This is a genomic window from Streptomyces sp. BoleA5 (assembly GCF_000373665.1).
Taxonomy (GTDB): Bacteria; Actinomycetota; Actinomycetes; order Streptomycetales; family Streptomycetaceae; genus Actinacidiphila.
Window position 1 is genome coordinate 54,220 of record NZ_KB892100.1, and the last position, 12,959, is coordinate 67,178.

The window sequence follows — 12,959 nt, forward strand, 5'->3', positions numbered from 1 at the left end:
TCTGCCAGGTGACTCGGTCGTCTGCAGGTGAGGTGAGAAGCGCTCCCCTGTCCCAGTGGCCGGTACCGGCACGCCTCCGCGACAAAGCCCCGCACGGTCGGCCCGAGGAACGTAAGCTGACTGCACCGACGCGGGGTGGAGCAGCTCGGTAGCTCGCTGGGCTCATAATCCAGAGGTCGCGTGGTTCGAATCCCGCCCCCGCTACAAATAGCCGGCCCCTGCCCGACTTCCCGTCGGGCAGGGGCCGGTGCCGTGCGTGGCCGCTTGGGCCGGCCGAAGCTCCGGGGGCGGGGGACTTCGTCCCGTGTGCCCCGGGGCTCACGGAGCCCGCCGGGGCCGAGTCCAGGCGTCGATGAGGAGACGTACCGGCAGGAGGGCGCCGTCGGTAGCGGCGCCCCGCGGCCGCCGGCTGGTGCAGTACGGCCGCGCGCCCATCGTGCAACTGTGCGATGTCGACTCCGGTGAGCTCCAACGGCCAAGCCGTCGTGGGGCGCGTATGGAGCCCGGCGTGTCGGGGGCCACGCCGGGCCGCTGTCGACCATCGAACAGCCGCCCCGGGTCCCGCGCAGTTCCAGGACCTCCATACGGGTCACGGCCGCACATGCCTGCCGCGACACTCCTGCCGTCGGCGGCACACGACGGTGATCGCCCTCCCTACCAGCGCTTCGACCGACCATCAGATGCGGACGGACGGGGCCGGGGCTGTCGGGCCCGTGAACCGCACACGCGGCCTGATCACCACCCAGTCGGCGACGTGCATCGAAACGGGACAAACTCAGATGTCCAAAGGAGTGCTCTGATTGTTCTCCCACACTCGCCACAGCGCGGCATACCGGCCCTGGCGATCAAGGAGCTCCTGGTGGTCCCCGGTCTCGATGATGCGGCCTTCATCCAGCATGACGACACGGTCGGCGGTGAGCGCGCTGTCCAGTCGGTGCGCGATCGAAATGACTGTGCGTCCGGCCAGGAGTCCGGCGAGGCCGGAGTCGGCCTCGCGTCGCTGGGATCCGTCGAACATCGAGGTGGCCTCGTCTAGGACGATCACCTTCGGGTCCTTCAGCATCACGCGCGCGAGAGCGAGTTGCTGTGCCTGCGCGGGGGTCAGCTCGTGGCCGCCGTCTCCGACCACTGTGTCCAGGCCGTCGGGCAACTCGGCCGACCATCCCTGGGCTCCGACCGAGGACAGGGCATCGGTGATCTGCTGCCTGCTCGCATCCTCGCGTCCCAGCAGTATGTTCTCGGACACGGTGCCGGCGAACACATGGTCCTCCTGGGTCACCATCACCACGTGGTCGCGCAGCGCGTCGGACGTGAGCTCATGTGGAGCGTGCCCGTCGAGGGTGACCGTACCCACCGACGGCGCGTAGACGCCGGCGACCAGCAGCGCGAGCGTGGACTTCCCCGCACCTGAGGCGCCGACCACGCAGATCCGCTCCCCCGCGGCGATGTCGAGGTTCACTTCGCTCAGCACATCGATGCCGCGGTCGTAGGCGAAGGACACGTCACGGAGCACCACGCGTCCGTCGCCGAGTTCCACGTCCTTGTCACCGCGGTCCGACGGGATGAGGCCCACCCCGGTGATCCGGGCGAACGCGGCGCGGGACATCTGCAGGTCGCCCCACCAGTAGACGAGGTCGTCGAGCGGGTCGACGAGGAGGGTGAGGAACATCGACACGGATGCGACCTGGCCGATGCCGGCCCTTCCTTGGGTGACCAGCATCCCTCCGACCAGCAGCACACACAGCATCGGCAGTTGGTAGCCGAGCTGAACGAGGGGAAACCAACGGGTCCGCAACCGAAGAGGTACGAACTGCGCGTCGCGGGCTTCGCGGGCGCTGATCGCCATCTTCTCCCGGCGTGGGGCACGGATGCCGAGCCCCTCCACGACGCTGGCCCCCTGCACGGTCTCGATGACCGACGCGTTGACTGTGCTGTAAGTCGCCAGCTCGGTCGCGAAGGCGGGGCGTGCCCGCCTGGTGAACCAGCGGGTGGCGGTGACGATCACGGGGAGGCCGAGCAGGCAGCACAGGGCGAGTTTCCAGTCGACGACGAATGCGGCGGTCAGGGAGAGCAGCACGCTCAAAGTGCCCGTCATCACTTCGGGGATGCCGATGCGGACGAAGTCGGCGACGGTCTCGATGTCGTGGGTGGTCCGTGAGGCGATGTCACCGGTGCTGGTCCGCTCCACGGCGGAGAGCGGCAGCCCGAGCACACGGTCGGTGAATGTCGAGCGCAGCTCGTGGAACACGTCCTCACCCAGGACGAACGCCATGCGGCTGGCGATCCACCGGGTCACGGCCTGGGCCAGCACGCTGGCGGCGATCGCGAGGGCGAGCCGGTCCACCTGCGTGGCCTGGTGCCCCCCGGCGACCCGGTCGACGAGGACGCCGAGCAGCCAGGGGGCGACGAGGCCGGCGGCGACGGCGGCGGCGTGCGCGAGGGTCAGGAAGACGATCGGCCACCGGTGGGCGGTCAGCAGGTGCCGGACTTCGCGCCGGACGGTCGGATCGTCGGCGATGGGCAGGGTCACCGGCATCAGGCACTCACCCGCCGGTCCGCGACCCGGGCCAACGTCGCACTGCCGCTGATCACGACGGTCGTCAGGCCACGACGCTCGGAATAGAGGCGCTCCGCGACGCTCGCCTCGGTGACCGCGTCGACCGCCGTGAGCGGATCCACCAGGATCAGCAGCTCGGGCTTGGGCAGCAGGGCGCGGGCCAGTGCGATGCGCTGGCGCTGGCCGCCGGAGAGGTTGCTGCCCGCCTCCTCGATCTCGGTGTCGAGGCCCGAGGCGAGGCCCTTGACCGCGTCGTCGGCCGCCGCCGTGTGGAGGGCCCGCCCGATGGCGGCGTCGCCGTGCCGTCTCATGGGGTCGACAACCTCGCGGAGGGGGCCGGCGAAAAGGTAGGGCACGGCATCGGCGAGCACGGCACCTGTGTGTGCCCTCGCCAGCCGACGGGCGAGTTCGGAGCCATGGCGGCCCGTGGTGTCGACCACGGTGAAGTCGCCCCGCTGTATCCATACGCCACTGGGATGGTCGGTGATGCGATCCCCGGCGACCTCCGCCGCGGCGAGCGGCTCCTGGGTGTCGCCGACCGCGAGGACGCTTCTGATGCGCGTGGCCGCGGTCCTGGCCGCAGCCAGGGCGCTGATGGCGCCGGCCATCGCTGCGATGGGCTGGACCAGGAAGGCGGCGCAACCGTAGAGCGCGACCAGATCGCCCGCGGCGAGCGTGCCGGCCAGCGCGAGGCGCGCGCCGAACCAGAGCACGGTCACCAGGAACAGGCCCGGGAAGAGCACTTGGGCCGCGTCGAGGAGCGCGTGGGTACCGGCCACCGCGATCCCGGCCTTCCGTACCTGCTGGGACCGGGCCGCGTAGCGCCGCCCGGCGATCCGCTCTCCGCCGATGCCCCGAAGCACCCGCAACCCCCGGCCGATGTCGCTGCCGGCCACGGTGAGAGCGCCGAGCAGTTCGCGGTGAGCGGTCTGCCGCTCCTCGAGCGGGCGCAGCGTCCGCCCCAGGCAGAACACCAGCGCAGGAACCCCGAAGAGCACCAGGCAGCCGAGCAGCACGGAGCGGCCCAGGAGGTACACGGCGATCACGGTGTACGCGCCGCACGCGCCGAAGAGTGAGGCCAGGGCCATCGGTAGCGCCGCGATCGCCGGGGCGTCCACGGACAGTGCGGTGGCGACCTCGCCCGGGGCGACAGATCGGGACACCGGCACGGCGGCGTCCGCGACGTGCCTCGAGATCCGGTCGACCAGGCGGAAGTTGACGAGGATCTGCACGCCGCCCAGGATCCTGAACCGGCCGACGCTGCCGCCGATCCGGACGGCGAGCAGGAGGGCGAGCACACCGCAACTGCCGAGGACGGCCTGGGACGAGTGCGTCAAAGAGGCGTCGAGGGCACTGCCGACGGTGATCGGCACGAGGCTCTCGGCGGTACTGGCCAGCACACCGAGCAGGATGGCGAACGCCATCCCTCGGCGATGGCCGGCGAGAGCCCAGCCGACGAACCGAAGGGTCCCTGCCATCACATCGCCTTTCCGGTACCGCGCGGGCTGCCATGCCGGCCCGGTTCAGATATGATCATCAAATGGACTTTTCTTGGCGGCCGTTGAGCACGGAGGACGTGCTGCCCTGGGCGGACCTTCTGGACCGCGCCGAGCGTGCCGACCGGGTCGGTGAGCACTACGACCTCGAGGACATCGCGGGCCAGCTGACCGAACCGGGCCTCGACCTCGACCTCGGCACCTTCTCGGCCTGGGACGGCGGACGGATGGTGGGATACGCCCTGGTGCGTCCGCGCACCTACGGCCAGAGCCGCCCCGCCCTCGCCTACGAGGGCGTTGTCGACCCGGAGTTCCGCGGCCGCGGCATCGGCGGCGCGTTGCTCGCCTGGGCGACGACACGCAGCGCCGGGCTCCCGGGACGAGCCGGGCTTCGCGTTCAGGCGAGTGACCGGGTGCCGGGATACCGCACCCTGCTCGAACGGCACGGTTTCGAGCCCAGCTCCTGGCTCGTCGACCTCGAGCGTCCCCTCGACGCCGAGCAGCGGACGGTGGCGGTACCCGACTCGGCCGTCGTCCTGGCACGTGTCGACTCGCTGCCCGGGGATCCGGTCAAGTCCTGCTATCTCGACGCCTTCGGTGCCTCGGAGCTGGACTGGGCCAGGCTGACGAACGCCGCGGCGTATCGGCCCGACCTGTCCTTCGCCACCGTGGACCAGGCGCGGGGGGAGGTCGAGGCCCTCCTGCTCGCCTGCTACTTCGAGGCCGACGCCAAGGCACGCGGTGCCCGCGAGGTGTATGTCCAGGGTCTGGCGGCGCGGCGACGGGCTCGGGGACGCGGTCTGTCCGAGGCGCTCCTCGCCCATGCCTCGGCACAGTACAAGCGTGACGGCTACCAGCGCATCGCCGTCGGGCTCGTGGTCGACCGTCCTGACGCGGACCTCACCGGTTACCGGCAGGCGGGCTTCATCCCCGTGCAGCACTGGACTGTCTACTCCTGCCCCTGACCGGCCATGCGCATCAGGTCCACCGGGCGCACATCCGGATAGTCGCGTCGCAACGCCGCGAAGTCCGGATAGGCGGCGAGTCGGCACATCATCTCCAGCGCCGCCCGCAGGGACGGACCTCCCCGCGATCCCATGGCGACCTTGAACAGGCCGCGTCGTTCGCTCACGCGCGGGAGGATCGTCTCGTACCGGTGCCCCCGGAAGCCGAAACTCGATCCCCAGGTGAGGAGAAGCCGCTGCCGGCGGACCTCCTCGTTGATGACCGCGAGGAGCAGTCCGTGGTTCTCGATGGTGTCGTCCGCGAGCCGGCACACCACGAATGGCCCGTGCCGCAACGGCGAACTCCCGTGCAGGGAAGGGTGGGCGATGCGGGAGAACAGGCCGCCGTGACCGCTCACCGCCTCGGCGAGCGCCTTGTTGTGCAGGAAGACCTGCCCGGCATGCCGCGCCGTCCAGCCCCGGTCGAACACGAATGCCGTGTCCATGGCCGCCAGGCCGTCCATCGAGGGCGCCGTACCGCCCAGCGCCCGGGCCGTCCGCAGATAGGCCGCGAACTGTCCGGCACTGGGTGTCCCCGCGTTCTCATGACAGGAGTACACGGAGACCACGCCCGCATTGGCCAGTTCCAGCCCCTGCTGGTCCAGTTTGAGGCCGGAACGGACCTCGACGACCAGGTGGGGCAGGCCGTCGGGCAGCGCGGACAGGAAACGCTCGGTCGGCCAGGTGAACGAGGCCAGGGTGTTGTCCAGGATCAGCGTACGGGGGCGCGGCGCGGCCGAGCGCCAGGCGCGGACGAACGCGGCGATGTCCATGACGGAGGCGTCCCAGTCGTAGCGGACCGGTTCGACCAGTAGGGCCTGGTAGCGACCGGAGGCGGTCGCACCGTAGAGATCGTCGAGGCTCTCCCACCCCGTCGTCTCGCCGCGGCACAGTTCGAGCAGCATGTCCGTCTCGAAGTAACTGCTCCACGCTCCGAGCCGCAACGGCGCATCGTGGGTCGGCTGGGTCATCGCCCGGTAGCACTGGAGCAACGCCGACATGGCACCCATCGCGCTGGAGAACACCACGTGCTCACTCGCCCAGCCGGCCGCGTTGCCCGCGTTGCGAGCGATCCGCTCCTCCAGATGCTCCGCGGTCGCGCCGCGTTCGTAGCTGTGGTGCAGCCGGGCCCCGGAGGGCAGCACCTTGGCCACGCCGTGTTCAGGCGAGCGGAAGTGCTCGTCCGCACACTCGTGTGCCCGCCGCAGGATGGCCCGGCGAAGCGCGACAGCGATCCGGTCGAGCTCCTGCTCCGTGAGGTCGGGTGGCTGGTCGAGCGCGCCGACCGCGACGGCTCGCGCGTCGTCGACGACCTTCGTCAGTTGCGGATACTCGTCGGCGCCCGCCGCGATGGCGAGTTCGGCGAGAACCTGGGCTTCCAGACGGCACTCTTCGCTCTCGGTGTTCACCCGCAACCTGCTGTGGCGGCGTCGATGGTCCGAAGCACGATGTCGGCTGCCACCAGGCCGGACTGGTCGGAGGAGTCGGCGATGAGCTCTACGAGATCCATGCCGACCACGCGCCGCGCGGCGCACAGCCCCTCCAGCAGCGCGACAGCCTCGGTGTGGGTGAATCCGCCGGGCAGCGGCGTGCCTGTGGCGGGGATGAACGCGGGGTCCAAGCCGTCCACGTCCACGGTCACGTAGTACGGGAGGTCCTCGGGAAGGTCGGCGAGGACCTCGTCGATCGGCACCCGGGCGGCGCTGCGGCCGCTCCACCGCGTCACCTTGGGGCTGGGCTCGGTGTCCGTGGCGGTGAGCTGGCGGATGCCGAACTGGACCACCCGCTCGACCCTCGCGTCACCGACCACCCAGCCCATGAAGTTCCCGTGGTGGCAGTCCTGCCGCCAGTCGTCCCGGCGAGGGCCCGCGTAGTCCGCGTGCGCGTCGATGTGGATCACACCCAGGCGCGGATGCGTCCGCAGCACGCCGCGGATGGCGGCGAGAGCCACGGAGTGGTCGCCCCCGAGCATGACGGGGAACCGACCGGCGCCGGTGATCCTCGACGTCAGCTGTTCGGTGACGTCGAACGCCTCGGCGTTGCGGGTGAGCACCGAGCCGACGTCGATGTCACCGAGATCCGCCAGCCGCACGCCGCTGAGGACCTGCCGTCCCCGGACGGGATCCCACATACCGGTAGGAGACCCGGCCTCGGGCCGGTACTGGAACAGCGATCCGCTCACCCTGCGCAGGTAGTCGGGGCCGAAGCGGGAACCGGGTCGGTGCGATGCGCCGACATCGTAGGGAACACCGAAGACGACCACATCGCTGGTGCCTCCGGCGAGAGCCTCGGCGACCGAGAGCAGCGGGCTCTGGAACAGGCCGCCGGTGCCGGTCACCGCACGGCCCGCGGGATTGTGGGTCACCAGAACACCGAGATCCTCCAGGCGGTTGACCGCCTCGGTGAGCACACTGCTGTCCATGCCCGTGCCATCGACGACGGCCGCGACCGTGGTGGGTATCGCGAACTGGTAACCGAGGGTCGCCATGGACGGGCCGAGGGAGATCTCGCGTCCCTCTGCGGTGAGCCAGAAGGTACCGGCGCCGGTACGGACCAGGTCGCGGTTGAGCACGAGCATCCTGGTATCGGCCGTCGGACGGTCGGCCATCAGAACGCGACCGTGGTCAGGCGCGTCAGGTGCCGGCCGTCGAAGGAGTATTCGGTCGGCGGCGGCAGCCGGTTGAAGCGCCGTGAGTTCGTCATCGTGTAGGCGCCCGACGCGGTCAGCACCAGCCGGTCTCCTGGCGCCACCCGGGGGAAGTCGAAGTGTTCGGTCCGGCCGAATACGTTCGTGCCGAAGAAGTCGTTCTCGTACAGCGTGTTCCCGGCGATCAGTCCGGGTTCGGTCGGTGCCACGTCGCCCTCCGGATCCGCGGACAGCACTGTCGGCCTGTGCCAGGGCGCGAGGTTCCAGGCGGAGGTGTCCACTGTCACCACCCGGGTTCCGTAGTAGTCGTGATGCTCCTCCACCGATCGGACCGTGGTGAACAGGTAACCGTAGGCCCCGAGTACCGCGCCGCCCGGTTCGCAGCGGAAGCTGATACGACGTCCGGTCCGGCTCTGCCAGGCGGCGACCATCTCGGCCATCCGCCGGAAGGCCGCGATCGACCGGCCACGGTCCGCGTACAGGTGGAAGAAGCCGCCGCCCAGGTCGATGACCTCGAGATCGGGCAGCGCCTCGGCCATGGTCAGCGTGTAGTTCACCTTGAAGAGCAGGGACTGCGCGGTCATCTGTCCGGTGTGCATGTGCAGTCGGGTCAGTCGCAGCCGATGGCGGGCAAGGGCCGCGTGCACCGCCGGTTCGGTGACCGACACACCGAAACGGCTGTTGGCCCCGAACGTCGAGTCGCCCTCCAGTGCCGCAGGCAGCGGAATCCGTACACGTAGTCCGACATCGGTGCCCGGATGGTCGGCACCGTAGAGGTCGATCTGCGCGACGGAGTCCAGGTCGACGGTGACACCAGAGGCCCGGAACCGGGCGAAGTCGGCGGCGGAGAAGGCCGGTCCTGTCGTGGTGATCTCGTCGAACCCTGCGGCTTCGACGAGTTCGAGCTCACCAGGACTGGCCACATCGGCGCCGACACCCAGTGACGCAAGGTGGGCGAGGACCTCCGGCGTGTGGCATGCCTTCGCCGCGATGTTCAGCGCGGCGCCGGGAACGATCGAGAGATCCTCCTGGATGCGCCGGACCGTCCGCTCGATGCCGACGAAGTCGTAGACCAGGGCCGGCGTTCCGATCTCGCGCGCGGCGTCGAAGAGCAGGCGTTTGGGCTGCGACAGCAGCGGTTCGACGGTTGTAGGCATCCCCAAGGCACGGCCCCCGTGAGTGCTGGAACAGGAGAGCCTGGTGGGGCCGGTTGCCCAGCCCTACCAGGCTTGTTGTGCTACGACGTCGCCGGAGGCGTCGTCAGGTACGCGGGCGACTGCCGCCCAGCGGGCCTACGTTCATCTCGATCGGCCGGATGCCGGCCTCCTCGAGCTGGTGCACTTCGGTCAGGTCCACGGCGTCCAGGTCCCAGTCGGACGCCTCGAACGCTGCGGCGAGCTTGACTTCCAGCTCGTTCAAGGACGTTGCCACTGCAGCCTCCTGTCATACGACACAGATGCGGCATCCCGCACCCCACCCCCGTGTGGGAGGTCCTCCGGACAGTAGAGGTATTCAGATCATCTGTCTATCAACGGAATCTGGACAATTGACATGTCGTCAGGCTCGATTGTTGCGAGGTCCCGAAGGAAATCGCGTTTGTGCGGATTCGACCAATCATCCCATTCATCCGCATCGACCAAGGTCCAGGTTCCCCACTCGGTGATGAGGTAGCGCAGGGCAGTGGGCCACAGCTTGATCTCTGCCGCGGTGAGAGAAACCCGGGCCAGGTACTCACCTGTGAAGACCTGCCACTCGGCCGGGGTGAACAGGCGCGGAGGCGCGGAGGGAAGCTCATTGTGGAACAGGAGTGCCGCCATCGCGAGGTCGATGATGCGAGGCAGGTAGTCGGCGTTGTCGGGGTCGACCAGTATCGGCCCGTTGGCCGTGTACACCAGGTTGTTGGCCTTGAAGTCGGTGGACGCGGCCACATGAGGCAGATCTCCGTCCCGGATGGCGGGCAGCGTTTCGGCCATGAAGGAGCGATGCCACGGTGCGGATCGGGCCAGGACCGCCTCGGCGATGTCGGGCGCCCGGAGGGTCAGCACCCGGCGTAGATCCTCGATCTCCGCCTCCACGTCCGCGTCGTCGTGCTCGGGCCACTCGAAGCTCGGGAGCTCCGGATCCCGCTCGTACGCGTGCGCGTGCATGCGGCCGAGCAACGCACCGGCGGCGGCGATGTCGGCGACCGACCCGTCGTACGACCGGCCGGAGATCCACGGGTAGGCGACCCAGACGCGGTCGCCGACAGGCCCGGGGTTTCCGGGCAGATCGAGTGGAGTGACGACCCCGATGCCGCTGTCCGCCATCGCCCGTGTCCAGCGCGCGATCGCGGCGGCGGCGGGCAGGTTGCGGGTGCGCTTCACCGCCGACGGAGTTCCGGCGACAGTGGTGCGGAAGACGGGGGCGTAGTCGTAGCAGGACTCCTCCGGTCGGTCCTGCTCAGGGATTCCGAAGTGCTCAAAAACCTCGGCGTGATCCGCGGCCTTCTCCCGGTCCACGGCTCTCCTTTCGTCGGAACGAGTGACTGTGCCCGATGATCGCAGCGCCCTTGACGGGCACTTGGCAAGTTGGGGACACTGACCGCCTTGCGTCGATCGGGGGGTCAATGGCGGAACAAGGCAGTGGCGGCGCGTACACCAGGACTCCCGGCTGGACGTTGAGCCCGTACGACGATCTGTCGCACGCCTTCGTGTTCGTGCGCGAGCCGATCACCGTACTCGTTCTGGACCGGCTCACCTTGCTCGCGCTCGAACTGTGCACCGGACATTCCTGGGATACCGCGGTCGAGCGGTTCGCCGCGATCACCGCACGTGACCCCGAATCGTCCCAGGCCAGAGCGAAGTTCCGGCAGTTGGCACGGGTGTTGGAGAGGCAGCGTCTCATCGCCCGGACCGAGGTGGCGGCTTGAGCCGGAACACCGTGGCAGCGGTGGAGCGGGCGTTGGCCGCCGGCCCATACGGCGACAGCTCGTCGCTGCGTGCCAACTCCGACGCGTTCTACGCGGGTGTCACGGACCTGTTCACCGAGGTGTTCGACGAGGTCGAGCTCCAGTGGCCCTGGCCGCCGACCGCGCAGGCGCGCATCCTGATTCGCGGTGCGTTCGACCACGTGATGCCTCGTCTCTCCGCTGATCCGGAACAGGCCCGGAACCATGTCGCGGCAGTGCTCGCGCTGATCGCCGAAGCCGGCGCCGACCCCCAGGATCCGATCTCGAACGGCCCGACGCCGGTCGCACTCCGGCACCTGCGAGGCACGCTGCTCGGTGAGGCGATCCAGTCCGGGTTCCACGCCACCATGAGATCCGACGGCCATGCCTTCGAGATCGAGCCGCTGGTGCCGGACGGCCGCGAGCAGGCGGCCATGGAACTTCTCGCCGAGCTTCTGCCGGTCATCGGACCCTCGACGATGTCCTTTGTCAGCGGTCTGGGGGTCTTCACCGGCGAGCGGCTTACCAGCGCCTACGCGGCCGCGACACCAGGGCTCGTCTACGTCAGCGAGTCCCTGCTCGGCGATCGGCTGGAGGCGGCCGATGCCATCCTCCACGAGTGCCTGCACCAGAAACTCGCGGAGATCGAGCTCACCAGGCGCGTGCTGCGGAACGGATACCGGGACGAGGACGCCCACCACATCGTGATCCCCTGGGGCGGCCCGGGCCGAACCTTCAGCGTGGACCGCTCTCTTGGGGCCTTTCACGTATATGTGCACGGCGCTCTGCTGCATCTGGCCGCCGTGGATCGGTCGCACCCCGATATCGATGCGGACGACCTGGACGCCCGGCTCGGGATCCGTTGGAGCCGTGCCGCGTTCTTCGCCTCCGCGCTCGCGACGGCGGAGTCCCAGGCCGAACTCGGACCGGACGGCCGTCGCCTGGTGAGGTGGCTGACGGAGTGGAACGACCAGCTCGGCCGGTGCGGGGACCTGAGCGGACGTACCCTTTCCTCCGCCCGGGGCAGGCTGGGCTGAGACGTTGTGCCCGCCACCGGACCGCAGGCCCTTGCGGCAGGACGATGGCGGACCCCGCTGCCTTCGCGCCTTGGGGACGATCACGCGGTTGCTCGTCGTCGGGGCGCCTGGGATTGAGCCCAGGGTCAGTCCCACCACAGGACGACGAGCATGCGGTGTTTTGCTGCGCGCTGTGAAAGGGCGCGGCTGGGGAGGGGCGGGCGTCCCATCGCCGTCGTGGCCTGAACTCGGATGCGCCCTCCCGTCACCTTCGCCAGAACAGGTGGTGCGTCACGCCGCTCGCGCTGGGCACGACCTCCAGGTGGAACCGGTCGAGCAGCTCGTCGGGGGACTCCCACAGCCGCAGTCCGGTCCCGAGCTTCACCGGCGCGACCGCCACGTGCAGGGAGTCGACGAGGTCGGCGTCGAGGAACTGCCGGACGGTGGTGACCCCTCCGCCGAGTCGGACGTCCTTGCCCTGCGCCGCTTCACGCGCCCGTTCCAGGACCGTGGCCGGGTCGCCGTCGACGAAGTGGAACGTGGTGTCGGATAGCGCGAACGACGGACGCTTGTGGTGCGTCATGACGAACACCGGCGTGCGGAACGGGGGTTCATCCCCCCACCAGCCGCGCCACTCATGGTCGTGCCAGGGCCCGCGCTGGGGTCCGAATTTGTTGCGGCCCATGATCTCGGCACCGATGTTGCGGGCGAAGTCCCGCGTGAAGTAGTCGTCCAGGCCCCGGCTGCCTCCGGGAGCCGTCCGGTTCGGCCAGCTCGCCGTCGCGCCGGCCCAGCCGAACAGCCTCTCGGGCCGGTCACAGCCGAACGGCCTCTCCAGACTCTGGTGCTCACCGGCACCGATCCCGTCACTCGAGACATTGAAGTTCATGACTCTCAGCAGTTGATCCACGTCGTTCCTCATCTGGTCCTGCGGTCCTTTCGCCTCACCGGTCGGCGAGGCGCCCCACACCCTGACGTCGAACGGGACACCGCGGGATCGACAGCGGGCCGCAAACTTTTTCCGGATGTGTGAGGACCCGGCCTGACCTGCGGTGCGGCCGAGCCGGACACGAACGGCATCGCGTCGGTGGACTGCGACGACCGCCCCCCGGGGGACGTGACCGGGCCGCGCAGCGGTGCTCCAGCCGAGGAGCACGCTGTCGAGTGTGGACGGTGCCGTACCGTGCATGCCGGACCCGCTGACCGGGTCCGCGAACGTCCGGCAGCGGGAACACCTCCCGGTCGGCGGTCGGGGGTCACGACGACGCGACCACCAGGGCGAGCCAGGCTCGGGCTCGCGTGACGACAAGCCG

General features: G+C 69.6%; 11 protein-coding genes and 1 tRNA gene. 4 read left to right on the forward strand and 8 right to left on the reverse strand.

Annotated features, from left to right (window positions below):
- Window positions 1-129 precede the first annotated feature (129 nt).
- Window positions 130-204, forward strand: a tRNA-Met gene (locus tag B085_RS0115295).
- Between the two features lie 571 nt (window positions 205-775).
- Here the strand turns inward: B085_RS0115295 and B085_RS0115300 are convergent.
- Both B085_RS0115300 and B085_RS42520 read right to left on the reverse strand, forming a co-directional pair.
- The gene (locus B085_RS0115300) at window positions 776-2,536 is read right to left on the reverse strand and encodes an ABC transporter ATP-binding protein (protein WP_018559439.1); all 1,761 of its coding nucleotides are present in this window, start codon (window positions 2,534-2,536) and stop codon (window positions 776-778) included.
- A complete protein-coding gene (locus B085_RS42520; RefSeq protein WP_018559440.1) occupies window positions 2,536-3,981 on the reverse strand; it encodes an ABC transporter transmembrane domain-containing protein in 1,446 nt (481 codons plus the stop codon). Before B085_RS42520 ends, B085_RS0115300 begins: the two co-directional genes overlap by 1 nt.
- A 116-nt stretch (window positions 3,982-4,097) precedes the next feature.
- Between B085_RS42520 and B085_RS0115310 the strand changes: the two genes are divergently transcribed.
- Window positions 4,098-5,018: a GNAT family N-acetyltransferase gene (locus tag B085_RS0115310; RefSeq protein ID WP_158689738.1), complete on the forward strand. Its 921-nt coding sequence runs from the start codon at window positions 4,098-4,100 to the stop codon at window positions 5,016-5,018.
- On the opposite strand, the gene B085_RS0115315 is transcribed toward B085_RS0115310, so the two are convergent.
- From B085_RS0115315 to B085_RS0115335, 5 genes are all read right to left on the reverse strand, one after another.
- Window positions 5,003-6,466 carry a hypothetical protein gene (locus B085_RS0115315; RefSeq protein WP_018559442.1) on the reverse strand — a complete coding sequence of 488 codons (1,464 nt, stop codon included), beginning with the start codon at window positions 6,464-6,466 and terminating at the stop codon, window positions 5,003-5,005. The two genes, B085_RS0115310 and B085_RS0115315, sit on opposite strands and share 16 nt — an antisense overlap.
- Window positions 6,463-7,665: an arginase family protein gene (locus tag B085_RS42525; RefSeq protein ID WP_018559443.1), complete on the reverse strand. Its 1,203-nt coding sequence runs from the start codon at window positions 7,663-7,665 to the stop codon at window positions 6,463-6,465. The genes B085_RS0115315 and B085_RS42525 overlap by 4 nt, the downstream gene beginning before the upstream one ends.
- Window positions 7,665-8,861, reverse strand: a complete 1,197-nt coding sequence (locus B085_RS42530; protein ID WP_018559444.1) for a diaminopimelate decarboxylase family protein — start codon at window positions 8,859-8,861, stop codon at window positions 7,665-7,667. The genes B085_RS42525 and B085_RS42530 overlap by 1 nt, the downstream gene beginning before the upstream one ends.
- Window positions 8,862-8,964: 103 nt before the next feature.
- The gene (locus B085_RS49305) at window positions 8,965-9,135 is read right to left on the reverse strand and encodes a hypothetical protein (RefSeq protein WP_158689739.1); all 171 of its coding nucleotides are present in this window, start codon (window positions 9,133-9,135) and stop codon (window positions 8,965-8,967) included.
- A gap of 86 nt (window positions 9,136-9,221) precedes the next feature.
- Window positions 9,222-10,202 carry a phosphotransferase enzyme family protein gene (locus B085_RS0115335; RefSeq protein ID WP_018559446.1) on the reverse strand — a complete coding sequence of 327 codons (981 nt, stop codon included), beginning with the start codon at window positions 10,200-10,202 and terminating at the stop codon, window positions 9,222-9,224.
- A 158-nt stretch (window positions 10,203-10,360) separates the two neighbouring features.
- Here B085_RS0115335 and B085_RS0115340 point away from each other — a divergent pair, with 158 nt between their 5' ends.
- Window positions 10,361-10,612 carry a hypothetical protein gene (locus B085_RS0115340; protein WP_158689740.1) on the forward strand — a complete coding sequence of 84 codons (252 nt, stop codon included), beginning with the start codon at window positions 10,361-10,363 and terminating at the stop codon, window positions 10,610-10,612.
- Complete coding sequence (locus tag B085_RS0115345) at window positions 10,609-11,667, forward strand: aKG-HExxH-type peptide beta-hydroxylase (RefSeq protein ID WP_158689741.1); 1,059 nt, start codon at window positions 10,609-10,611, stop codon at window positions 11,665-11,667. Before B085_RS0115340 ends, B085_RS0115345 begins: the two co-directional genes overlap by 4 nt.
- Window positions 11,668-11,911: 244 nt before the next feature.
- Here the strand turns inward: B085_RS0115345 and B085_RS0115350 are convergent, their stop codons facing one another.
- On the reverse strand, window positions 11,912-12,556 hold the full coding sequence (locus B085_RS0115350) for a dihydrofolate reductase family protein (protein ID WP_026251058.1): 645 nt from the start codon (window positions 12,554-12,556) through the stop codon (window positions 11,912-11,914).
- Between the last annotated feature and the right edge of the window lie 403 nt (window positions 12,557-12,959).

Bases quoted from the DNA above. Each gene is read 5' to 3' on its own strand.
- B085_RS0115300 (WP_018559439.1), bottom strand. From the start codon at position 2,536: ATGCCGGTGACCCTGCCCATCGCCGACGATCCGACCGTCCGGCGCGAA.
- B085_RS42520 (WP_018559440.1), bottom strand. From the start codon at position 3,981: ATGGCGTTCGCCATCCTGCTCGGTGTGCTGGCCAGTACCGCCGAGAGC.
- B085_RS0115310 (WP_158689738.1), top strand. From the start codon at position 4,098: ATGGACTTTTCTTGGCGGCCGTTGAGCACGGAGGACGTGCTGCCCTGG.
- B085_RS42525 (WP_018559443.1), bottom strand. From the start codon at position 7,665: ATGGCCGACCGTCCGACGGCCGATACCAGGATGCTCGTGCTCAACCGC.
- B085_RS42530 (WP_018559444.1), bottom strand. From the start codon at position 8,861: ATGCCTACAACCGTCGAACCGCTGCTGTCGCAGCCCAAACGCCTGCTC.